Annotated in this window: 18 protein-coding genes and 2 pseudogenes; 10 read left to right on the forward strand and 10 right to left on the reverse strand. The window is 67.9% G+C overall.

Annotated features, from left to right (window positions below; all coding sequences use genetic code 11):
• Positions 1-193 precede the first annotated feature (193 nt).
• From OG507_RS32280 to OG507_RS32295, 4 genes are read left to right on the forward strand one after another with little or no spacing between them, the layout of a single operon-like run.
• Positions 194-1,744: an integrase gene (locus OG507_RS32280; RefSeq protein ID WP_327370631.1), complete on the forward strand. Its 1,551-nt coding sequence runs from the start codon at positions 194-196 to the stop codon at positions 1,742-1,744.
• Positions 1,741-3,474, forward strand: a complete 1,734-nt coding sequence (locus OG507_RS32285) for a hypothetical protein (protein ID WP_327370632.1) — start codon at positions 1,741-1,743, stop codon at positions 3,472-3,474. The genes OG507_RS32280 and OG507_RS32285 overlap by 4 nt, the downstream gene beginning before the upstream one ends.
• Complete coding sequence (locus OG507_RS32290; RefSeq protein WP_327370633.1) at positions 3,471-5,612, forward strand: integrase; 2,142 nt, start codon at positions 3,471-3,473, stop codon at positions 5,610-5,612. The genes OG507_RS32285 and OG507_RS32290 overlap by 4 nt, the downstream gene beginning before the upstream one ends.
• The gene (locus OG507_RS32295) at positions 5,609-6,016 is read left to right on the forward strand and encodes a hypothetical protein (RefSeq protein WP_327370634.1); all 408 of its coding nucleotides are present in this window, start codon (positions 5,609-5,611) and stop codon (positions 6,014-6,016) included. The genes OG507_RS32290 and OG507_RS32295 overlap by 4 nt, the downstream gene beginning before the upstream one ends.
• A gap of 94 nt (positions 6,017-6,110) precedes the next feature.
• Here the strand turns inward: OG507_RS32295 and OG507_RS32300 are convergent.
• A pseudogene (locus tag OG507_RS32300) lies at positions 6,111-6,305 on the reverse strand (L-threonylcarbamoyladenylate synthase); the annotation flags it as partial.
• Between the two features lie 300 nt (positions 6,306-6,605).
• On the opposite strand from OG507_RS32300, the gene OG507_RS32305 reads away from it, so the two are divergent.
• Complete coding sequence (locus OG507_RS32305) at positions 6,606-6,953, forward strand: STAS domain-containing protein (RefSeq protein WP_327370635.1); 348 nt, start codon at positions 6,606-6,608, stop codon at positions 6,951-6,953.
• An 82-nt stretch (positions 6,954-7,035) separates the two neighbouring features.
• On the opposite strand, the pseudogene OG507_RS32310 reads toward OG507_RS32305, so the two are convergent.
• Together OG507_RS32310 and OG507_RS32315 are read right to left on the reverse strand one after the other, a co-directional pair.
• Positions 7,036-7,197, reverse strand: a pseudogene (locus OG507_RS32310) (MarR family transcriptional regulator); the annotation flags it as partial.
• Positions 7,198-7,241: 44 nt separating this feature from the next.
• Entirely contained in the window at positions 7,242-7,370 is a 129-nt protein-coding gene (locus OG507_RS32315; protein ID WP_327370636.1) for a hypothetical protein, read from the reverse strand.
• A 171-nt stretch (positions 7,371-7,541) separates the two neighbouring features.
• Here OG507_RS32315 and OG507_RS32320 point away from each other — a divergent pair, with 171 nt between their 5' ends.
• The 3 genes from OG507_RS32320 to OG507_RS32330 all read left to right on the forward strand — a co-directional run bounded on the left by OG507_RS32320 (position 7,542) and on the right by OG507_RS32330 (position 11,889).
• On the forward strand, positions 7,542-8,915 hold the full coding sequence (locus OG507_RS32320; protein WP_327370637.1) for a hypothetical protein: 1,374 nt from the start codon (positions 7,542-7,544) through the stop codon (positions 8,913-8,915).
• 88 nt (positions 8,916-9,003) lie between these two features.
• Entirely contained in the window at positions 9,004-10,584 is a 1,581-nt protein-coding gene (locus tag OG507_RS32325; RefSeq protein WP_327370638.1) for an AMP-binding protein, read from the forward strand.
• 90 nt (positions 10,585-10,674) lie between these two features.
• Positions 10,675-11,889 (forward strand): alpha/beta fold hydrolase, encoded by a 1,215-nt coding sequence (locus OG507_RS32330; RefSeq protein WP_327370639.1) that lies wholly within the window; start codon positions 10,675-10,677, stop codon positions 11,887-11,889.
• A gap of 227 nt (positions 11,890-12,116) precedes the next feature.
• Here OG507_RS32330 and OG507_RS32335 read toward each other — a convergent pair whose 3' ends face one another.
• The 3 genes from OG507_RS32335 to OG507_RS32345 form a co-directional block, all read right to left on the reverse strand.
• Positions 12,117-13,451 carry a hypothetical protein gene (locus OG507_RS32335; protein WP_327370640.1) on the reverse strand — a complete coding sequence of 445 codons (1,335 nt, stop codon included), beginning with the start codon at positions 13,449-13,451 and terminating at the stop codon, positions 12,117-12,119.
• A 119-nt stretch (positions 13,452-13,570) separates the two neighbouring features.
• Positions 13,571-14,035 carry a hypothetical protein gene (locus OG507_RS32340; RefSeq protein ID WP_327370641.1) on the reverse strand — a complete coding sequence of 155 codons (465 nt, stop codon included), beginning with the start codon at positions 14,033-14,035 and terminating at the stop codon, positions 13,571-13,573.
• Positions 14,036-14,648: 613 nt separating this feature from the next.
• Positions 14,649-15,893 carry an alpha/beta fold hydrolase gene (locus OG507_RS32345; protein WP_327370642.1) on the reverse strand — a complete coding sequence of 415 codons (1,245 nt, stop codon included), beginning with the start codon at positions 15,891-15,893 and terminating at the stop codon, positions 14,649-14,651.
• A gap of 913 nt (positions 15,894-16,806) precedes the next feature.
• Between OG507_RS32345 and OG507_RS32350 the strand changes: the two genes are divergently transcribed.
• Entirely contained in the window at positions 16,807-17,127 is a 321-nt protein-coding gene (locus tag OG507_RS32350) for a GFA family protein (RefSeq protein ID WP_327372175.1), read from the forward strand.
• A 1,112-nt stretch (positions 17,128-18,239) separates the two neighbouring features.
• Here OG507_RS32350 and OG507_RS32355 read toward each other — a convergent pair.
• From OG507_RS32355 to OG507_RS32370, 4 genes are all read right to left on the reverse strand, one after another.
• The gene (locus tag OG507_RS32355; protein WP_327370643.1) at positions 18,240-18,878 is read right to left on the reverse strand and encodes a hypothetical protein; all 639 of its coding nucleotides are present in this window, start codon (positions 18,876-18,878) and stop codon (positions 18,240-18,242) included.
• Between the two features lie 395 nt (positions 18,879-19,273).
• A complete protein-coding gene (locus tag OG507_RS32360; protein WP_327370644.1) occupies positions 19,274-20,125 on the reverse strand; it encodes an IS5 family transposase in 852 nt (283 codons plus the stop codon).
• Positions 20,126-20,260: 135 nt separating this feature from the next.
• Positions 20,261-21,112: an IS5 family transposase gene (locus OG507_RS32365; RefSeq protein ID WP_327370068.1), complete on the reverse strand. Its 852-nt coding sequence runs from the start codon at positions 21,110-21,112 to the stop codon at positions 20,261-20,263.
• 216 nt (positions 21,113-21,328) lie between these two features.
• Positions 21,329-22,045, reverse strand: coding sequence for a hypothetical protein (locus OG507_RS32370; RefSeq protein WP_327370645.1), 717 nt, complete (start codon positions 22,043-22,045; stop codon positions 21,329-21,331).
• Positions 22,046-22,212: 167 nt separating this feature from the next.
• Between OG507_RS32370 and OG507_RS32375 the strand changes: the two genes are divergently transcribed.
• Positions 22,213-22,416 (forward strand): hypothetical protein, encoded by a 204-nt coding sequence (locus OG507_RS32375; RefSeq protein ID WP_327370646.1) that lies wholly within the window; start codon positions 22,213-22,215, stop codon positions 22,414-22,416.
• Positions 22,417-22,539 lie beyond the last annotated feature (123 nt).

Consider the following 22,539-nt stretch of genomic DNA (forward strand, 5'->3'; position numbering starts at 1 on the left):
CACACTGCCGCGGGAAATCAGAGTTCTCGCACCAGAGGAGCCACCCATGGCCGAGTCGATCGTTGTCCCCGACCTATGGACCGGGCACTGCCAGTGTGGCGACCACGCGTACGAGGCGTCCGGTATTCCGGACGACCCCCACCTCTGTTTCCCTGATGATTGAGTGAGTTCAAGGGGCTCACAGGGGTGGCAGATGGACGAGTGGTGGCTGGTGTTTGTGCCGGATCCGGAGCGGTGGGGGCCGCTGCCGGAGGAGGGGGTGCTGGGGGTCCGCGACCTGCCGGCGGCCTTGGACGCGGTGGGGCTTCGCCCAGGCGATCCGGTATTCGTTCGACCTGATTTCGTCGTGGACGCGGAGTTGTTGCAGTTCGCCCTCTCGTCGGATTTCCGCGACCTGGAACGGGAGTCGCGTCGGAATTACGCGACAGACATCCGTTTGCTGCTGTCGTGGCTTTGGCGGCGGGGTGTTCCCTGGCGGGCTGCGACAATTGCGGACTTGCGGGCGTACAAGCAATTCCGCGTCGACTCTCCGTTGAATCCGCAGCGGATCGGCGGAACGAAGTGGAACCGGGAGGCATCTGCGCTGACCCAGCTCTACAAATGGGCGAAGGTCAGCCCTCTCCCGGTAGATGTGGGTCGTCGCGCGGACCGATCGGCAAGTGCGCGAAGCTCTCGGGTGTCGTGGCTGACTCCGCGTACTTGGGGTCTGTGGCAAGACCTGGGCCTGCGAGGAGTTGGCCGAGATGGGGCGCCGTTGCCCGGCTGGGACGGGCGAACCGAACTGCGGAACACCGCGTTCGTGGGGCTGACGCTGAGCTCGGGCCTGCGACGGCAGGAGGCCGGCGCGATGCTGACGTTCGAAGTGCCGACCCGGCGTCTTCGATCTGGACGCTACTGCCATGGCCTGGTGGCCAGCGCCCTTTCGCGGTCGAAGCGTGACCGGACCTACTACGCGTCGATCGAGTCTGTACGCCAGCTCGGTGCCTACAGCGAGTCCGAGCGGGCGTGGGCTATTCAGCGCGCCCAGGTGGAGGGCCGCTACGAGAAGCTGCCGCTGATGCGGCTGGTCACGGACGTGTCGCCTGGCCCGGTTCCGGTCGTGCACTGGGTGGAGCGGGATGGGGCGGCAGGCAGGCGGGAATTGAGCCTGCTGGACTGGCGCGAGAGGCAGTGGTTGTTCGTCGAGGGACCACAGGGCCCGGAACCGGCGTGGTTGTGGTTGTCCGAGCAGGGCATGCCGATGCTGCCGGACCGGTGGAATACGGTGTTCTGGCAGGCCAACCAGCGGTGCGAGGAAGCTCTGTTGACGCCGGACGAGCGAGAGGTCCCGCGCCCGATGAGGTCGGCTGCGGTACGGGGGAGGGTCCCGTATGCGACGCCGCATTCCGCGCGTCACTCCATGGCGCTCTACATGCTGGTCGTGCTGAACGAGCTGATGGACAAGAAGTACGGGCTGACCGCCGCGGACCGGCGCGACTTCGCCCAGCTCTACGGCGACCCGTGGTGGCTGGTGAAGACCCTGTTGGGACACCGGGACGTGGAGACGACGAAGGAGCACTACCTCAACCCGGTCATGCACCTGCAGCTGGAGTCGATCCTCGCCTTCGACACCGAGGACGAGCACGGCGAGACGGACCGGACGAAGGATCTGAAGGGCCTGTTCGCCCAGCTGGCCCGGGAAACCTGCGGGATCCAGGACATCGAGCTGCTGGTCGAAGCCCTGCCCATCGCGGCGGCATCGTGAGCGGGCGGGGACGCAAAGCCGTCCTGCCGCCGCCCGACTTCCAGGCAACCGAGCGGATAGCCGCCGACGGACTGCAGGCCACCGTGGTGAACAAGGAAGGCTTCAAGCGTGTCTTCGACTTCGCCGCGATCGCCGTGCCCCAGCCGATGCGCTGCTCCCTTGCGCGAGCGTTCGCCGAACAGTCCATGGGATGGAACAGCCACGCGAGCGGTGAGTCATATTGGCGATCTATCGAGGTCTTCGCCCGGTTCCTCAAGGACCAGGGCCAGCCGGCCGAGGACCTGGACGGCCTCACCTCTGCCACGCTCCGGCTCTGGCGCAACAACCACAAGGACACCCCCGGCGGGCGCGAGGCCCTGGCCAAGATGCGTACGCTGCTGAAGCGCGAGCCGCGGCTGGCGCAGGGCCTGGCCGCCGAGGAACTGGCCCGCCCCGTTCCGAAGAAGGGCAAGCCGTCCAAGCAGTCCTACCGGCCGTCGGAGCGCGGCCAGGTGCTGCTGGCCGCCGAACGGCAGTTCCGTACCGCGCTGCTGCGGATCCGGGAGAACACCGCGCTGCTCGCCCGCTACCGGGCGGGCGCACTGGACCCGGACAGCCGTGACTGGAGGACCGGGGCGGCCCTCGAGCACATCGCCGCCACGGGCGAACTGCCTGGGTACCCGGACAAGGACGGGAAGGTCTACACCCGGGCCGAAGGGCTGCTGCGCGGAAAGAACCGCGGGAAGACGACGGGCCGGCTGTTCCTGAGCCGGGCGGAACTGACGGCCCTGGCCGTGATGATGACGGACCGCTACGGCTGGAATCTGTCGGTCTACGACCGTTTGCACGTGCCCGTCATCACCCCGTCCGCGGGAGAGACAGTCACGGTCACCTACGAGGTCCTGGTGGAGAAGCGCCGCTCGGGCGAGGGGCGCTGGTTCGACACGGAGAACTACACCGACTCCGGCGCGGACTCGCCGGGCCGGCTCATCACCCAGGCTCTGGAAGCCACGCAGCACGGGCGAGCCCTGGCCGCCTCCCTGCCGCCCGGCCACGACCTGCTGATGGTCGCGCGCAACCGGCGCCGTACTGACGTGGACTCCAATCTGGACCGGCCCCGGAACGTCGGCCCGCTGTGCTTCGGGCTGTCCAAGGCCGACGCGCGAGTATGGGCGAGCACTCACAAGATCGGCTCGCCCTTCCAGCGCGCCCGCAGGACCACCGTCACGACGACGGGCAAGCCGCTGCAGCACAAACGTGGCACCCACGAGAGCGTCTACGTCCTGCCCGACGAGAACGTCCAGGCGGCCGCAGTGGACGTGATCGCGGCCGGCGCCGAGGAAGCGCGCGAGCAGGCCCGCGACTACACCTTCAAGGGGCGCCTCGCGAACGCGGCCGACGCGGCCCACCAGGAGACCGCAACCGCGGACTGCGTGGACGAGGAGACCAGCCCCTGGCCGGACCCGAGCGGGGGCTGCGGCGCCGACTTCCTGCTCTGCCTGTCCTGCGAGAACTCCCGGGTCCACACCGGCCACCACCCGCGCCTCGCGCTCCTGCGCCGCCAGTTGATATCGCTCCGCTCCAGCTGGCCCGAGAAACTCTGGCGCAAGCGATGGGACGAACACCTCCAGCGACTCGATGACCTGCGAACAAAGGTCAACGAGAGCACCTGGGACGCCGCTCTGGCCCGGATCACCGACCGCGACCACATGATCGTCGACCACCTGCTCAAGGGAGACCTCGCCCCGTGACGACAGCTCTGACCCTCGAGCCGGATCCCTACGTCCTGCCCCTGCCGGGGCCGGAGAGCGCGGTGGTGATGGACCGGTGGATCAGTGCCGGCAACACCCACCCCAACTCCCGCTACAGCGAGGACATGTGGTCGATGGGACCGCTGACCGACAACCCCGGGGACAGCATCCACAAGATCAATTTGAGGAAGTGCCCGGCTAGCTTGCGGAGCGAGGTCCGGCGCATCGTCTGGGTCCTGATCAACGGTGAGCTGCGGCCCACCTACGTACGGGAACGGGGCTTTCAGAACCGGACACGCGACGGCGTGATCAGCATGCGCGACAACATCCTGCAGTGGCTGAAGTTCGCGCGCTGGCTCGGTCGGCAAGGCATATCCCAGCTCAGCGACTGCACCATGGAGCATTGGAAGGCATACGCCGCCAAGTGCACCAGCGGCTGCACGCGCGGTCATGCCCTGACGGTTCTGCGCTGGCTCTCGGACCTGTGGGCCTTCGACCAGCTGTCGGTCAGCCCGTGCGGCATTACGCGTCCTCCCTGGGAGGACGAGGGCATCGACGACTACCTGCCGGCTGAGACGGGAGAGTCGGGCGGGGAGAACAAAACCGAGCCGCTGGACCCGGCAGTGATCGGCCCTTTGCTGACCTGGTCGATCCGCCTGGTCGAGGACTTCTCCGGTGACATCCTGGCCGCCTGGGCCGAGCGCCGCCGCATGCACGCCCAGGTGAAAGCCGCCAAGAGCACCAGCGAAAGCCTGGCAGCCGTCAAGAGCTATCTGCTGCCACTGATCAACTCCGGTGCTCCTCTGCCCGCCACCGTGAGCCGAAAGCACGGCGTCACACTGGCCTACCACTACGTCGCCGCGGTCACCGGGGGCAGCCGGAACCAGGTCCAGAATATGGCCGCCCGGCGCGGACTCTACCGACTCACGGCTCAGCGGCCTGGCCCCAGCCCGATGCAGGTGCCGGTGTCGGGCCGGATCGAGGGGCGGCCCTGGCGCGAGTTCATGGACTATGAGGAGACGCCGATTCTGGTGCGTCACCTGGCCACGGCGGCCGCCATCGTGATCTTGTATTTGACCGGGATGCGTCCCCAGGAGGCTCAATCGCTGCGGTCCGGCTGCTGCCCCGATCCGGAGCCCAACGAGGACGGCTCCATGCCGCGGCATCTGATCCGATCCCACCACTACAAGAACGTCCGCGACTCTGACGGCCACCCCATCTCCGCTGGTGAGGAGCGCGTCGTCCCCTGGGTCGCGATCACGCCCGTCGTGAACGCCATCCGTGTCCTGGAGCGCATCGTCCCCAAGGGCGAGCTCTTGTTCAGCTCCACCCACCACGACGTCGTCAGCCAACGCAAGCACCACGGTGCGCTGAAGCGCAGCAGTCTGGGCCGGCGCGTCGAGGCCCTGGTCTCGTGGATCAACCAGGAGGCCACCGCCCAAGGTGTGGACGCCCAGATGGTGCCGCCGGACCCGTACGGCAACCTTGGACTGAGCCGTCTGCGCAGAACTCTGGCTTGGCACATCGCCCGCCGCCCCGGCGGCCTGGTCGCCCTCGCCATCCAGTACGGACACATGCGCACCGCCCTGGACGCCCGCACCTCCACCGGCTACGGCAACCGCGAGCGTCGGGGGTTCCACGGGGAGCTCGACGTCGAGACCGCTCTCGCCGCCGCGCAGACCGCAGCACAGCTGCGCGACGCCGCTGCGGCCGGCGAGAAAATCTCCGGTCCCGCCGCTCGACGAGCTCTCATCGGAGCAACCTCGATCCCCAGCTTCGAAGGCGCCCTGACCACCCCGAAGGGCGCCGCCAAGTTCCTCGCGCGCGATGGCCTCGTCCTCTTCGACAACCCGGACGCGTTCCTCATCTGCGCCTTCAAGCGCGACACAGCCCTGTGCGATCCGGATCCCGGGGCGACGGCACCCAACCAGTTCGCCTGCCAGCTCGGCTGCGGCAACGCGGTCCGCACCGACAGTCACGCGCAGGCGGCTCGAGAGCACGCTGATCGTCTCGATGCGAGGGCAGCCCTGATGCCCCAGCCCCTGGGCGACCGGCTTCGCCTGACCGCCGCCCGGTTCCACGCTCTCGCTGACGCCCACGACTCCGGCGCCCAGGCCGCCGAGGAGACCATCGCATGAACCAGCAGCACGAGGACGAGCGTTCCCGCATCCGCTCGGCCATGGACCGCCTCCTGGCCGGCCAGCCCACCTGCTCCAACGGCAGCCTCACGGTGGTCGCGCTCGCCGCAGAGGCCGGTGTCCACCGCATGGCGCTGCAGAAGCGCCACGCCGACCTCAAGGAGGCGTTCTACGCGCGGGTGCGTACGGAAACGCACCAGACGCCGGAAGTCGAGAAGCGGCTTCGTAAAGAGGTGGTCCGCCTGAAGGGAGCTCTCAAGGACTCCCGGGCCGCCCAGGCCCAGTCCCGGCATCGAGCGGAGCAGATGGCCCTCGCGGCAGCCGTTCTCATCCTCCGGCAACCCGATGGCCAAGACCAGCCCGTCCCCGACAACGTCATCCCGCTCCGCCCGTCTGGCGATTGAGGAGAGCAGGCCGTCACGCGGCGACGCCGAGTTCCTTGCGGGTCCGGTGGATGAACTCGCGAACGGCTGGCTCGCGCCGCCAGGGGCGAGGGCGGTGTTGAACGCTGCCGATGTGGACGATCAGCGGGTGGGAGGGCGGACGCCCCTTGATCTGGAAGATGCGCGAGACGGCGACCGGGTCCTCGGCGTTGGCGCCCAGACCGTAGACGGTTTCGGTCGGGAAGGCCACCAGCCCTCCCGCGCGCAGCACGTCGGCCGCCTTTTCGATGTCACTGGTTCTTGCCGTCACCCTCGCAATCCTCTCACTGTCCGCCTCTTCCACGTTCCGTGGTCTCGTCGGCACTAACGACGAAGGCGCACGTCAAGGACCGGCGGCGACCGTGATCAATTTCGGCGCCAACCACGGTTCCATTGATCCGACCGGGGCTGGCGTCAGTCCGTCAGGGCACGCAGCGGTCGATCGTTGACGCGGGCGCGGCACTCAAAGGGGGGAGGGTCTCCCGCGCTTGCGTGGGCTTGCTGGAGGATCGATAGGTTCAGGGCAAGACTCCGCCGCGCTGTCTCTTGCTGAGACGGTTGGGAGAACGTTGTGGCTGATCCCTCGGTCGAGACGACCACCTCTGGCCGCTGCTTGGTGGCGAGGGTCAGCGGCGAGACGGACTACCTGACCGATCCGGTGTTTCGCCTGCAGTTCAAGGACCTCATCGCCCGCGGCGAACGCTTCATCGTGCTGGATCTGTCCGGGGTGTCGTTCTGCGACTCGGCCGGGCTGAACGTGCTGCTCGGAGCATGGCGGCAGGCGGACGCAGGCGGGGCGGTGCTGGTGCTGGCGTGTGTGCCCGAGCCGCTGCGGCGGATCCTTGAGATGACCGGCGTGGATCACGTCCCGCGGGTCTTCGACACCGTCACCGACGCAGAAGCGGTCTTCGGAGGCTGAGCCACTTTCCCGTTCTCGCGATCGACCACAAAGTCAACGAGGGCGCGGAGCGTGACGTCGGCTTCCGCCGGATGCCTCAGCGGTCGGCGATGATGGCCTGGACCGCTCGTTCGGTGATGAGGCAGGCGGCGGCGATGGTCCGCAGCCGTGCATCCGGGTCGCGTGGGATGGCCAGCAGCACCCTCGCATGGTTGGTCAGGAACGTCCACTGGCGCTCCTGGTGATCCACGGAGTCAGCAACCATCCCCACCTCTCTCCCGCGGCGATGTCCGATCCTCAAGCCCACCCTCATCCAGAGCGCCTTGATCGGTGTCCCCTGTCGTCGGTCACGAAGACCCTGCACCAGTCGGTCGGGACCAGGTCGCGGTTGTCCGGGACGGTGACCTGGATGCCCTTGCCGTCCTTCGTCTTCTTCACCTGCCCTCAGCCTCTCCTCAGAGAACGCTCAGAGTTCCGCCAAGCGGTGGCCCGACGGCAGGCCCGACGATCGGAACACACGCGATGCGAAAGGCCTCTCCGACCGTTTCGCGCAGGGCCGGCGCCGCCGGCCCCACAAAACACCGACGACCGAGCCGGCAAGGGCCTGACATGCGTGACGGAATCCTGCCGGAGGACCCACAGGGGGACCACAAGATGATCACTCAACGCTACGGCGACCTGGAGATCGGCTACACCACCCAATGGAACGACATGTTCTATGCCGCAACCGTTTCCCGGACCGGGGCGTGGCGCACGCTGGGGAGCGTCTACGGGGGCGGCATGGCGTCGAGTTGGCAGGGCCTGTACGGCGGACTCGTGGTCCAGGACCGCTCTGCCGACCAGGACCTGCTCAAGCCGCCCGTCGACTTCCAGCACGTGGGCACTTTCCCCTTCTTTTCCTTGAGCACGATCAAGGTCGAAATGTGGCGTCCTGTCCCGCCGGCCGGATACGTGGCCCTGGGAGACGTAGCGAACCTGTCTCTGATCGGGCAGGGGAGGCCGAAGCCCGACGCCTCCGCCCTGGGCATCGTGTGCGTGAAGAAGGAGCACAACGGACGCCCCTACGTACGCCGCGCGGAGCTCGGCCGCCTTCCCCTCTGGACGAACGGCAACGGGAAGGGACTGTGGGCCATCACGCCCCCGCTGTATCCCTTCGACGACACCGAGGAGCACCTGTTCCTGCCCGCCGGTACGTTCAGCTGCGGCCCCGACATCCCACAGGGGCCGACGGACGTGACCTGGGTGCTGGACCTGCCGGCCGTCGTCGACAAGGCCGACTACGCCCCCGAACTGCGGCTGGAGTCCTACAACGCGCCCCCGGCCCAGGCGATCGTCACCGACCGGGCCGTGACCGTGCCCTACTTCATGGTCAAGGACGATGCACGCTCCGAAGCGTGGAAGGTGGCCAACTCCCCCTTCTACAAGATCCAGCGCAAGCGCCAGTACGACCTCATCCGCCACGTCGACTTCCGGGGCGCCGGCGGCGGGCAGATCGCCGAGACGGTCGAGGTGGGCGTCACACAGGAGAGGGGGGAGGAGTTCGCCCTCACGACCGGGATCACCGTCGGCGTCTCGACGGGCGTGGAGGCGTCGGCCAAGCCCTTCGGCGTGGGTGCGAGCGTCTCCGTGGAAACCTCGGTGAGCGCGTCGCTCGAACTGGGCTATACCACGCGCTATGGCGTGTCCACCTTCGAGAGCAAGAGCGTGGGCGTGACGTACGACGTGCCCGCCGGCCATGCCGGCGCGCTGTGGACCGACACCCACCAACTGGTCCCCATCCGCCGTGACGGCACCCTGGTCACCAACGCGAACCTGAGGCTGAACGCCGGCGGCTCCAGTGCCTACGTGGGCCGCACCTTCCCGGAGACCGCACGCTCCAAGGTGTCCGTCGTCCGCAAGGTCTCCGACGTGGAACTCAAGGCTGCGGAGGAAATGGGCATCGACCCCAAGACCATGGCCGACGTTACCGAGATCACGCAGTAACACCCGCCTGGCGACAGCAGGGGCATACCGACAGGCGGTGTGCCCCTGCTGTTGTGACCGGCACGGCAAACCGAGAAACGGAGTTTCGATGATCTACGACAGCAAGTACCCGGACGTCTCCGTCACCGATCGCCCCCTCCACGAGTGGGTGCTCGGCGATGCGTCGCGGCGCGGAACACGGCCGGCCCTGGTGGACGTGGCCGGCGGACGGACGCTCAGCTACGGCGAACTGGCCGCGCTGGTCCGGGGGATCGCGGCGGGCCTCGCCGCCGAGGGCATCGGCAAGGGCGACGTGGTCGCGCTGCACTCGCCGAACACGGTTCTGTTCCCCGTGGTCCTCTACGCCACCACCACCGCGGGCGGGACAGTGACCACGCTGTCGCCGCTGGCCACACCCGCCGAGATCGCCAAACAGCTGATCGACGCCGAGGCGCGACTGATGGTGAGCGTGTCGGCGCTGATCGAGACCGCGCGGGCCGCCGTCGAGCTGGTCCGGCGGCAGACCGGCCGAGACATCGAGATCCTGGTCTGTGACAGGGCGGACGGTCACCGTTCGGTGCTGGAGCTGCTGAGCGACGGCGACGTGCCGGCATTCGAGCTCGATCCCGCCGTGGACGTCGCCGTGCTGCCGTATTCGAGCGGTACGACAGGCGTACCCAAGGGCGTGATGCTGACCCACGCCAACCTGTGCACCAACCTGGAACAGATGAACGGCCTGCACCGGGTCGGCGAGAACGACCGCGTCATCGCGATCCTGCCCTTCTTCCACATCTTCGGGCTGACCGCACTGGTCAACAACGCGCTGCACCGTGGCGCAACGGTGTACGTGCACGCCCGCTTCGACCTCGACGCGTTCCTGACCAGCCTGGAACGCGACCGCATCACCCACGCCTACGTCGCCCCACCGGTGATGCTCGCGCTGGCCAAGCACCCCGCGGCCGGGAACCTGGACCTGTCGCACCTGCGACGCATCATCTGCGCGGCGGCGCCGCTCGACGCCGGATTGCAGGCGGCGGTGGCCGACCGGCTGGGCGTGGAGATCGGGCAGGCGTACGGCATGACCGAACTGTCCCCCGCCTCGCACATCCACGCCGACGGCAACCTCGACGAGCCCGTCGCGTGCGTCGGGCACCTGCTCCCGTCGACGCAGGCACGCCTGGTCGATCCCTTCACCGGGCAGGACGTGGCGGCGGGCGAACCGGGCGAGGTGTGGATCCGGGGGCCGCAGGTGATGAAGGGCTACTTCGGCCGCCCGGAGGACACCGACGCGACCGTCGACGCCGACGGATGGCTGCACACCGGCGACATCGGCCGGGTCGACGAGGACGGGAACTGGTTCATCGTCGACCGGGTCAAGGAACTCATCAAGTACAAGGGCTACCAGGTGGCGCCGGCCGAGCTCGAAGCCATCCTGGTGCAGCATCCCGGCATCGCCGACGCGGCCGTGATCGGCGTCAGCGACGAGGAGGGCAACGAGATACCCAAGGCGTTCGTGGTGCCCATGACAGGAGTGCCGATATCCGCCGCCGCGGTGATGGCCCACGTCGAGGGCCAGGTCGCCCCGTACAAGAGGATCCGCCGGGTCGAGTTCATCGAGGCGGTACCGAAGGCGGCCTCCGGCAAAATCCTCCGACGGCAGCTGCGGGAACGGGAGCCGGCGCGTCCCTGAACGGTAGGCCGTGCTCGCGGGGCCCTGCGCCTGGGACGATACGGACGCACCCAACTCCCGCAGATTGAAGGGATGTTGTAAAGTTTTCGTGTGGGCGACGCGGTTTACAGGTTCGGGCAGTACGCGTTGGACGCGGACCGCCGTCGACTCAGCCATGACGGACAGCGGATCGACGTCGAGCCCCAGGCCATAGAGCTCCTGTGCCACCTGGTCGAGCAACGCGGCCGTGTCGTGCCCGAGGAAGAGCTGCGCGACTGGTTGGGGCACGGGCACGCGGTCAGCGAGGCCGCACTCGTCACCGGGCTGCGCACGGCCCGTCGCGCGATCGGTGACAGTGACGCACGGCAGCAGCTGATTCGCGCCGTGCGCCCGCACGGCTATCGGTTTGTCGCCCGTGTGACGGTGGCTTCCACCACTCCGACCGCCACACCCACGGCCCCCGGGGTCCCGGCAGTGGCGGAGGCGGACCACGAGGTCATCCGGTTCTGCCGGTCCGCCGACGGCACCCGCATCGCCTACGCGCTCACCGGAGAGGGCCCGCCCCTGGTGAAGACCGCCAACTGGCTGACCCACCTCGACCTCGACCGGACCACCCCGATGTGGGCGCACTGGTTCGACGGCCTCACCCGCGGCCGGCAGCTCATCCGCTACGACGAGCGGGGCTGCGGCCTCTCCTCATGGGACATGGGCAGCTTCACCCTCGACAACCTGGTCGCCGACCTCGATGCCGTGGCCGATGCCGCCGGCCTCGACCGGTTTCCCCTGCTCGGGGTGTCACAGGGCAGCGCGGTAGCCGTCGCCTACGCCGCCCTTCGCCCCGAGCGGGTCAGCCATCTGATCCTCACCTCCGCCTACGCCCGGGGACAGCAGATCCGTGCGGGCAGCGACGCCGAGCGCGATGCCGCAGAGGTCGACCTCAACATCGCCCGCGCCGGATGGCGTTCGCAGGACAGCAGCTTCCTGCGCTACTTCGCCTCCCAGTTCCTCGCCGACGCCACTCCCGCGGAGTGGGACGCGTTCGCCGCCTACCAGCGGCTGACGACCTCGCCCGCCAACGGCCTGCGATTCCTGGAAGAGTTCACCCGCATCGACGTCTCGGGCATCGCTCACGACGTGGCCTGCCCCACGCTGATCATCCACTCCCGCGACGACGCGCGCGTCCCCGTCGCACAGGCCCTGGAACTGGCCACGCTCATCCCCGACAGCCGGCTGATCCTGCTCGACAGCCGCAACCACCTGTTCACCGCCGACGACCCGGCCTGGCCCACCTTCCTCACCCACCTCTACAACTTCCTCTCCGAGTAGCCCAGCAGACCGGAACGCTGCCACGACAGGAAGGGCCCCGCGGGACACGGTGCACGGCCGTATCGGCGACTGTGGTGCGGATCCGGTCCGCACTACTCCGATGGGTCGCACCTGTGCTGCCGTACAGCCGGACCGGCTGTACGGCAGCACCGCAAGGCCATGAGCGACGGGCGAAGGCCCACCGGCGCGGGGTCGGCCGGTGGGCCCTGTTGTCCGTCGGTCGGAGGTTACTGCTGGATCTCGGTGACGTCGGATTCGGTCAGGATCTTGGGGTCGATCCCCATGTCCTGTGCGGCCTTGATCTCCTCGTCCGAGAACTTGCGGGCGACGACGATCTTGGTGGCGTCGAGGTGCGGGAAGGTGCGACCCACGTAGTAGCCGGAGTTCAGCTTCAGGTTCGCGCCGGTGACCAGGGTGCCGTCGCCCCGGATCGGGACCAGCAGATGAGTGTCGGTCCACAGCGCGCCGGCATGGTCGGCGGGCACGTCGTACGACACGCTCACCGCCTTGTTCTCGAAGGTGGACACGCTGTAGCGCGAGGCGTACCCGAGTTCGAGGGACGCGCTCACCGTGGCTTCCGCATAGGAGCTGGCCCCCATGCCGAAGGGCTTGGCCGACGCCTCCACGCCCGCGGTGACGCTGACGGAGATCCCGACGTTCTGCGAGAACTCCTGCCCCCTCTCCTCCGAGACGCCTTGCTGGATCTCCTCGAGGATCGTCCCGCTGCCCGAGCCCCGGTAGTCGACGTGGCGGACGAGATCGTACTGACGCTTGCGCTGGATCTTGTAGAAGGGAGAGTTGGCCACCTTCCACGCCTCGGTGCGCCCATCGTCCTTGACCATGTGGTACGGCACGGTCACAGTCCGGTCGGTGACGATCGACTGGGCCGGGGGCGGGTTGTAGGACGTCAGGGTCATCTCCGGGGCGTAGCCGGTCTTGTCGACGGCAGCGGGCAGGTCCAGCACCCAGGTCACCGCCGTCGGCGCGTGCTGCACATCAGGGCCGCAGCTGAAGGTGGCGGCCGGCAGGAGCAGATGCTCCTCGGTGTCGTCCGCCGGGAACAGCGGGGTCGTGACGGCCCAGAGGGCCTCCCCCGAGCCATTTACCCGAAGCGGGAGCCGGCCGAGTTCGCCGCGGCGTACATAGGCGCGTCCTTCGTGCACCTGCTTGACGCACACGAGGCCCAACTCAGAGACGCGGGGCTTGACAGCCCCCGCGCTCGTGTGCATGGTCACCACGTCTCCCAGGGCGACGTAGCCGGCGGGCGGGACGGGCCGCCAGATGTCGGCGTCGCGGGACGTCCAGGGGTCAAAACGGCCCACCTTCTGGAAGTCCACGGGCGGCCGGAGCAGGTCCTGGCCGGAGGAGAGGTCCTTGACCAGGAGCCCTCCGAACTCGCCGCCCGGCCACGTCGTCGAAAATGCATTGTTCGCGAAGACGGCGCCCAGGGCGCGCCATTGTCCGTCCCCCGCGGGGACTCCGGCCTGGAAGTACGGGTACGTGTTCGCGTGCCACTGCGTGGTGTAGGCGACCTCCAGGTCGCCGTAGCGCTGAGTGATCATGTGTCTGGGTTCCCCCTGTGGTGTTCCGAAATGACGTCCGTGAAGCCGTCGGACGGCTTCACGGACGCCGGTGGTCTTGCCGGGCCGGCACCGCGCCGGCCTGTGCGAACGGTGTGCGACTAGCCGATGACGATGTCGCAGTCGGCCCTGCCGCTGGCGGCGATGTCGGCGAAGTCCGCCTGAACGTTGGGGTCGTACGCCGCCGAGCTGATGCTGCGGGTCTTCTTGCCGGGCACGGCCTTCTTCCCGGTCGAGTGCGAGACCTTTGCCGCGTCCCACGTCAGGTCACAGGTCCAGTGGAAGGTGCGGACGAGCAGGTGCGAGTTGGACCCGCTGCCCGCGATCGACCAGTTGCCGTCCGCCTTCACCACGAAGCTGACGCTGCCGCTGACGCCCCGGCTGCTGTCGCTCGTGGCGAACGTGATCGACTGGCCGTCTGCCGCCACCGTCTTGGTGGTGTCGTTGGCCTGCGCCGGAAGCGTTCCCAGCAGCAGGGAGCCCAGCCCGGCCCCCGTCGCGATCAGCAGCGCCAGCCCCCGGCGAGTCCGGGCCTGGCCGGACGTCCTGGTGTTGTCGAGTCGCATTTTCTGTCCTTCTCTCTCTCGCGTGTGTCCCGTGTCTGAGGTGAGTGCCGGGCTGGGGGAGCTGCCTCCACGGCTGCTCCTCGCCCCGGCACCGTTCAAGCATCGGGCCCGTCGGCGGGCCAAGGCTTGGTGGAGGTCTGAGGCATATCTGAGGGCGGGCTGAGGGCGCATCCCTCAGTTGGCGAGCCGGGTTGATGGGGCGCGCGTGGGCACCACGTCCGGCGAGACGGACGCAAACGGGGTGTGTGAGGCTGCCGGGATATTCCTTCTGCGCACTGCAAGCCGCGACGCCGAACACCGGCAACAGCAGATAACCCGAGATCACAACACGGGCCTACGGGGCGGGCTGATCACTCGTCCCCACCATCAGCCCGCACCGGCGACACGGGCTGATCGGCACATGGTGCCGCAGCCCGCCCGTAGGCCGGCGCCGGGAGATTCGGACGTCGTCGTCACCGGGGAAGATCGCGGCCGCCAGCTTCGCCGCCCCGCGTGCCAGGCCGCCAGGCCAGACTTCGTCGGCCCGAGTCGCTGATGACGCGGTCACGGCCGTCCGGGGCCTGACGGCCGCCCGGCGACTCCTCGGCTGCCCGGATACCGAGGCCCACGCGGCTCACTCGGTCAGGAAGGCGTCGATGTGCGACAGGAACTCGTCCCAGGCCGGTTCGTACGCGGTGAGCAGGTGGCTGCGGCTCTTGAGCAGGACCAGCCGGCTGTCGGGAATGAGAGCGGCCAGCTCATTGGCCTGCGAGACCGGCACCCGCTCGTCGTCGCGGGAGTGGAGGATCAGGGTCGGACAGGCCACCCTGTGGGCGATGTCGGACACGTCGATCCGGGCGAACTCCTCAAGGAAATGGACCCCGTTGGACGGCGAGGTCGTCTGCCGCTGGAAGGCGGTGAACTCCTCCCAGTCCTCCGGTGTGCCATCGGGCAGGAACTGGGAGGCGAAGACCCGCAGGAATCTGGGGTCCTGGTGGATCCATCCCACCCTGGCCACATCCAGGTCGAGGGCCGCCTCGGCGCTCTCGGTCTCGCTTCGGGCCCGGACCTGCCGTCCTCGGGCGTAGGCCCCGGCGAGGATCAGCCGGCTGACTCGCTCCGGATGGCGTACGGCATAGGCCACCGCCACGGCACCGCCCTGCGACACCCCGAGCAGAGGGAATCTGTCGAGCCCCACGGCATCGACCACGGTCTCCAGGTCGTCGACCCAGTCCTCGAACGTGAAGCCGGGCACCACCCAGTCGGAGAGGCCGCACCCGCGCTCGTCGTAGCGGATCAGCCGGCGCTTGCGGGCGAGCCCGCCCAGCCAGTGCGACCACACCGGAGTCGTCCACTCCAGGTCGAGATGGGACATCCAGTTGGCCGCCTTGAGCAGAGGCGGGCCCGAGCCGACGGAGGCGTAGGCGATACGGGTGCCGTCGTCGGCCCGGCAGAACCGGATGGTCTGACAGTCGGCGCCGAGCGGTTCGCCGACCACTGTCGACTTCACGACATCCCCTTGGCCGGGGCCGGCGGACGCCCCCGCCTCGAGGACCGTAGCCGCAGCCGCAGCCGCAGCCACGAACTGGTAACCCCGCCGGTGCACTGTGCGGATCACCTGCTGCCGGCTACCGGTGTCCCCCACGGCCAGGCGTACGGTCCGAAGCGCCGTGGTGAGCGCGGCCTCGCTGACGAAACGATCCCCCCACACCTCGTCGAGCAGCTCGGTCTTCGGCACCACCCGGTCCCGGTGCTCGACCAGGTGACACAGCAGGTCCAGGGCCCGGGGCTCGACGTGGACCGCCTCACCTGCCCGTCGGAGCTGGTGCCGAGCCAGGTCCAGCTCGTACTCCCCAAAGCGATACTTGTCCCCCTCCACCTTTGCAGCGTACAACTCCCGTCCATCGGCGTACACATGACCGATTCTCGACAGCGCGTCGGCGCACTGCTGGCAGGCACCCACCAGCTCCGTATCGCCTCACGACTGAGTGCCTGACGCTGTCGGGGATCTTGGAGTTCAGGATTTCCCTGCCGTGCGCCATGCGGTCGGCCGTGGGATGCGTTGCCAGTCCAGGAAGTTCTGGAGGGCGGTGGGTGTTCGAGGTCGGCGTTCAGCCGCTGGTGTAGTGAGTTCCGCGTTGACGCGCTCGATGTTGACGGCGATGGCAGTGAGGACGGGCTGGACGCGCGTGTGGGATGCCTGTCCTTGCCGGTGCCCGTGACGTTGCCCCGACGCGACACCACGGTGCGACACTGAGGCTGGCGGTCTCGCGGTCTGCTCTCCCGCGCGGGCCTGGGCTGCCTCTCTCCGGTGACATGCCGGCTGGGCGGCTCCGGGCATCACGCACCGACATGCCCGGAGTCAGCCCGGAGAACGGCTCGATGCCCCAGTGCGTGTTCCGACGGGCTTTGACAGGGAACCCAGTCCGCTCAGGCCGGAGGCTTTGACCGGACTGGGTTCCCTGTCAACGGACACCATCTCGAAACGACTTCCGCCCTCGGTTACAAAGCCAGGAGAAGGAAGCGAACGACTACCCCATGAATTCGAGAACTGCGGGCCGCTTCGAAGAATCTGCGTGGGTGGGAGATCAGCCAAGAACTGAGAGTCGCCCACTACAGGTTCATCATTTTCATCGAAGCGGCCTACATCGCGCCGGTGAACGAGGCGCAGTCTTCCTGACGGGAGCGGCTTGCCCGAACCGTTGGGTGGCCGTCCCATTCCTTCGACGGCTGCCGCCGCACGCCACCACATAGAGGAGCACAAGAGCTGAACACAAGGACTTGACAGGGAACTGTGCTCGTGCGAGCACTGCACGCGCCTGTCCGGTGCGCCGGCGATGGCGTGGGTCGGATTCCGCAAGGACGCGCTGAAGTGGACGGGCCCGGGAGGTGAGCCGACGTACTTCTCCACCTGGCCGACGCTTCATCGAGGGTCCTGCCGTCGCTGCCGCACCCAGCTCACCTCCGTCGCGGACGGCTCGGACATGATCATGGTGGCGATCTTCAGTCTCACCCGCAGCGCCGAACTGACCCCGGTCGGGCACAGCTACCGCGAAGAGGCCGCGCCCTGGATGGCCATCGCGCTCGCGCCCGACCCGCAGCGCCGGACATGACGGTCTGCGCTGAGCCCCGGTTACGAGATCGGCGCGTCCTCGCGGGTATTCACGGCGAAACCGGGCGATCCTGCGCCCGGACCACGCGGCGCAGCTCCGCGCGAGCGGCTGACGAGCAACGCTGCGCCGGCCAGTGAGGGTGTCGTGCGATCCGCGACGACAGCAGGAGGAGCCGGCGCCGCAGTGCCGTGGCCCCCGCGGTGGGTGGCAGCCCGGAGAGTGCCTCGTATGTGCGGTGCCACTCGCGTTGGGCTTGCAGCAGGTCGTCGGGGTAGAGCACGGTCTCCATGAACCTATTCAAGCACTTGTTCGATTTCGGATGCATCTCTCGTCGGTCCTTCGTGCTCCCCGCCCTACTGTGGAAGGGCTACGATCTCTCCTGGGAGCCCAACGAGTGACAGCGTCAATGGAGCGGCTCTGCGACTGGGTCGTCAATAAGGACAAGGTCTGGGTCCACGGCGACCGGATCACCGATGGGCACGTCGCTCTGGATATGCGCCTCACGCCAGGGCTCGACCCTGGCGAGGTTGCCCGGGACGGACAGTGGGTCCTTCGCAAGCGCAGCCCTCATCTGCGATCAGCGAGGTCACCTTCGCCTCGGCGGACTGGGAGCTCTGAGTGGTTCGACCGAACCAGTTCCTGAACGCCTTACCGCGTCTCGACCGGAAGTCCCGGAAACGGTTCGGACGAACCGTTTCCGACGCTACCTGCTGCCGTCCTAACGCCTACTCAGCGCGATGCTCCCACCCCGTTCGGGCTGGGGGCGTCTTCATTACGCAATGCCCGGACAAGACGCCCACCGGGCGATAAGACTGATCGCATGGCTACAGAACCCCGCCCCTCCATCGTGTCCTTATGCATCGAGCTTCTCGAGCGTCTCGCCCAGTTCAGCGAGAAGGTGACGAGAACGCTGCGCGGGGTGACCAAGACGTACAAGGAAGCCGAAGCAGCACGCAGTCACCTACGCGACGCCCGCAAGTTGGCTACGCAGCTGCGCAGGGCCGTCGTTGCCTTCTTCAGGCCCGAGGGCGGAACTGCCGCAGCCTGCTAGACCACGGGCTGGCCGGGTAATGCTGCGCTGCCAAGCAGTCGCCATCGGCCGAGCCGGCCGCCTACCCGATGGTGTCGAGGACATCCTGGTCGGGGAGCACGTCCACGCTGGTGCGCCACGGCCGGTGCCCGTCCACACGGCAGACCACCCACAGACGCACCGGCTTGTTCACCCACCGCTGGTTCCAACCATGGAACCCGCCGGCGTACCAGTGAGGGTGAACCGTCCCTGTCATCGCGACCTTCCGGGTCTCGCCCAGGTCCAACGAGAACGCGTGGGCAGTCCGGCCATCCTCAGGGGTCTCGTCAATCCCGGGCGAGAACCGCAACGGGCTCCAGACCACCGCACCCAGCTGTTCGTGCGTCGGGCTGCCGGCCAGACCGGTGTAATGGTGGTTCTCGGAGTCGTTCCGGATCGTCAGCTCCACCGCGGTGATCGGCCCCAAAGCGACCGGGCCCGTGTACCGGACCGTCATCACCGCCCGGTCATCGATCCGAATGTCCAACACCGGCTGGAGTTCGGAGTGCCACCGGTCCCGTTCGATCTGAGCCACCGACTCTGCGGTCCGGGCCGCTGCTTCTGCGGTGAGCGCGGCCCGGTTCGCGGTCTTCAACGACCGCTGCGCCGCCACCAGAGAACCACCCGCCGCGAGAGCGCTGGCTATGGCCGTGGAGGCGGTGATGATGTCCATGCTGTCCATGCCGGACGGTACCGCGCACCACTGACATCAACGCAGACAGATTCCGTTGATGTATTGGGCATGCCCACCCAGCCAAAGCCGAAGCCGACACCGCGCAAAGTCGTTATTCCGGGCGCTCATTGAGTAGCCGCAGGGCATAGCAGCGGGACACCAGCAACACTGCCACCAGCGGAGCAAATGGAGGAAGCCCAGCGACGGACAGCAGCAAGACGACAGCGCCGACAGAGGTGACAGTAGGCACTGCCCAGTGAGCAGGGACCGAGCCGCCATGCGCAGACAACCCTCTGGAACGCCACCACACCAAGGAGAACGCCGTGGACCTGAACCGTGACCCCCAGCAGATCGCCTACGCCGCCGCCGAAGGGATCCGGGCTTTAGACCGACCGGCAAATGGATCACTTGAGGCGTCGGGTGCTCGGGCGACTGTCCCAGCGGTAGCGGCTGGTCGCGCGTCGAATGAGCATGCGGAGCGTGACGAGTACGGCGGCGAGGTGGAGATAGAAGTCCACGACCATGCCGTTTTTCTCGGTGCAGCGCCGCAGCTTGCCGTAGGCGTTCATCCAGGAATGCGTGCGCTCCACCACCCAGCGTTTGCCGGCCTGGATCGGCGCCGGGATGCCCTTGCGGGCGATCTCAGCCGTGAAGCCCAACTCGGCCAGCAGGGCACGGGACTTGGCGCTGTCGTAGCCGCGGTCCAGGTTGACGTTGACGCACTCGGGCATCGCCCCGACTTGGGTGCGGGCGGCCGCCAAAGTCGGGCCGAGCAGGGGCGAATCGTGTCGGTTGGCTCCGTCGGAGACGATGCCGAGCGGAACGCCGCAGGCATCGGAGGCGACCGAGCGCTTGAGCCCCTGCTTGCCCCGGTCCACCGGTGAGCGGCCCGCTTTCTCGCCGCCGGACGGCGCCTTGGTGATACAGCCGTCGACCGACATCTCGGCCAGACCCAGGCCGATCATGCGGTCGTACGCTTCCAGCGCCAAGGCATGTACTCGTTGTGCTATCCCCAGCTCAGCCCACTGTTTGACGCGTCGTCGGATGGTGCGGTCGGAGCACCCGGGACTCGCAATCCGCTCGTACCCCGAACCGTGGACCAGAGCCAGCACGACGTGCTCGAACACGACACGGTCCGACACCCGGCGGCGGTGACACCCGAGCGGATGGCTCGCCGAGAACCCCTCCCGCACCGGCAGGAGAGCAGCGAACTGGTCCCACAGGGGGTCGAGCAGGCAAAATGGCACCGCAGGCACGGGTCCTCCGCGTGATCACTGAGCGTCGAGAACTCCATGATCACGCAGGGCCCGTGCCTGTCTCGTTTCCGGGACCGTCAGCCAACGAGCGACGTAGCCATTTGCCGGTCGGTCTTAGACCGACCGGCAAATGGATCACTTGAGGCGCCGGGTGGTGGGGCGGTCGTCCCAGCGGTAGCGGTTGGTCGCGCGACGGATGAGCATGCGGAGTGTGACGAAGGCAGCGGCGAGGTACAGGTAGAAGTCCACAGCCGCGCCGTCTTTCTCGGTGCAGCGCCGCAGCTTTCCGTAGCCGTTCATCCACGAGTGGGTACGCTCTACCACCCACCGCTTGCCGGCCTGGATCGGCGCGGGCACGCCCTTGCGGGCGATCTCGCCGGTGAAGCCGAATTCCTCCAGCAACTGCCGGGTCCTGCTGCTGTCGTAGCCGCGGTCGAGGTTGATGTTCACCTCCTCAGGCAGAGCTCCGACCTGGTCTTTCGTAGCCTGGAGGGTAGGGCCGAGCAGCGGCGAGTCATGCCGGTTGGCACCAGCGGAGACGATCCCCAGGGGCACTCCGGCCGCGTCGGAGGACACCGACCGTTTCAGGCCCTGCTTGCCTCTGTCGACCGGCGAGCGCCCGGCCCTTTCTCCGCCCGAGGGTGCCTTGGTGATGCAGCCGTCGACCGAGATTTCGGCCAGCCCGAGCCCGATCACACGGTCATACGCCTCCAAGGCCAGGGCATGGACCTGCTCCGATATCCCCAACTGCGACCAGAGTTTGACGCGGCGTCGGATCGTGCGGTCCGAGCAGCCAGGGCTCGATATCCGCTCGTAGCCGGAGCCGTGCACCAGGGCCTGCACGATGTGCTCGAAAACCACCCGGTCCGCCACCCGGCGGCGATGACAGCCCAGCGGATGGTTCGGCGCATACTCGTCCCGCATCGGCAGCAGGGCTGCGAACTGGTCCCACAAGGGTTCGAGCAGGCAAGATGGCACAGCAGGCACGGGCCCTCCAGTGATCACTGAGCGTAGAGAACTCCATGATCACTCAGGCACGTGCCTGCCTTGCGTCCCGACAACGGGCCAACGGCAACTCCCACCATTTGCCGGTTGGCCTTAAATCACCGGACCATGGATCCCGACACGCCAGCCCGAACGCCTGACGCTGTGTCCGCGTGTGCACGTAGTTGGCCAGCCAGGCCAACTACGCCGCTCAGTCACTCACCCCGGACGCCGCCCGGGCCGGACTAGGCGCGTGCGGGAGGCAGGTCGTAGCGGCTGACGGCCAGGTACGTTTCCGGCGTGGCCGCTTCGCTGGTTGATCAGCTCCGCCAGATCCCGCACCGTTCGGGTCGCCCCGACGGGGGTGTCGACATGGTGGCCGGAGGGATGGGCAACGTAGTTACGCAGCTTGGCGAGCGCGTCCTCGACCGCGCGGCTGCGCCGCCCGCGGAGCAGACCCGCCGCACGCGCCCACAGGCGAAGCCCGTGCAGCATCCCGTTGAACTCGATGGCCTGGTCGGCGACGACCAGCTTCGCACGTTGCCGCATCATCCTGTCCGCCCGCTTCTTGACGTCGTCGTACGACGTGACGGTGTAGGAGACGTCCGGGGCCTGGGGGAGGCGGAAGGTGATGGTGCCGGCGCACCACTCCATGAAGCGGTCGCGCAACGCCTGCTCGTAGATGAGGAGCGCTCGGTCGCCGACCATGGTGTACACGTCGTAGCACAGCACGCCGTAGGCGAACACGGTGCGCAGCCGCTCGAAGGATTCACGTGTTCCAGCTGCGACACCCTTGGCCAGGTTGCAGTCGGCGATCTGTCGCTGCTGGAACTCCGCAGCGTCCTCGGGCTTCATACGGCCGCCGAGCCCATAGGGGTTGAACGCCAGCGACAGGTCGTCCGCGGCGCGCAAATCCTCAAGCGGCCGGATCTCCATGTACTTCTCCTCACGATGGGAAACGGGCCAGCATGCACCCGTAGGGCCCCGGTTGGCCACTCCCTTTCCTTCGGGTGGTTTCGTGAGTTCGACGCGAGATGGCTTGCAACAGCAGTTGTCCCCTGTCATCCAATCGAGGCGTTTGACAGCGAACCTAGTCGTGCTGAGTGAACACGCTGGGGGTGTTGTACGGCCTCTCGGTAGTCGAGGGGCTCGCGCGAATTCCGCGCCGGTGCTGGTCGGCGACGACCGGCCAGCACGTCGCCTTCGAGTCGTGGCCGGCGCGGGACAGCCTCCTGCACGGCCTTGATCCCGCTGTGGTGTGGATCGCCTCCCAGCTGTTCTGGCCACTGGCACGACGGTTCGCGTGAGTGTCGGCTTGTCCGGGCCTTCCTCGTGTGCCGGGGAACGGCTCGGCCGTGGCGGGAACGCGGTTCACCCGCTTGTACCCGCCCACTGTTGCTGATCGGCCTTCCGCAGACGGCGACACGTGC

This window comes from Streptomyces sp. NBC_01217 (genome assembly GCF_035994185.1).
Lineage (GTDB): Bacteria > Actinomycetota > Actinomycetes > Streptomycetales > Streptomycetaceae > Streptomyces.

Bases quoted from the DNA above. Each gene is read 5' to 3' on its own strand.
- OG507_RS32280 (WP_327370631.1), top strand. From the start codon at position 194: ATGGACGAGTGGTGGCTGGTGTTTGTGCCGGATCCGGAGCGGTGGGGG.
- OG507_RS32295 (WP_327370634.1), top strand. From the start codon at position 5,609: ATGAACCAGCAGCACGAGGACGAGCGTTCCCGCATCCGCTCGGCCATG.
- OG507_RS32320 (WP_327370637.1), top strand. From the start codon at position 7,542: ATGCGTGACGGAATCCTGCCGGAGGACCCACAGGGGGACCACAAGATG.
- OG507_RS32325 (WP_327370638.1), top strand. From the start codon at position 9,004: ATGATCTACGACAGCAAGTACCCGGACGTCTCCGTCACCGATCGCCCC.
- OG507_RS32335 (WP_327370640.1), bottom strand. From the start codon at position 13,451: ATGATCACTCAGCGCTACGGCGACCTGGAGGTCGCCTACACCACGCAG.
- OG507_RS32340 (WP_327370641.1), bottom strand. From the start codon at position 14,035: ATGCGACTCGACAACACCAGGACGTCCGGCCAGGCCCGGACTCGCCGG.
- OG507_RS32355 (WP_327370643.1), bottom strand. From the start codon at position 18,878: ATGGACAGCATGGACATCATCACCGCCTCCACGGCCATAGCCAGCGCT.
- OG507_RS32370 (WP_327370645.1), bottom strand. From the start codon at position 22,045: ATGGAGATCCGGCCGCTTGAGGATTTGCGCGCCGCGGACGACCTGTCG.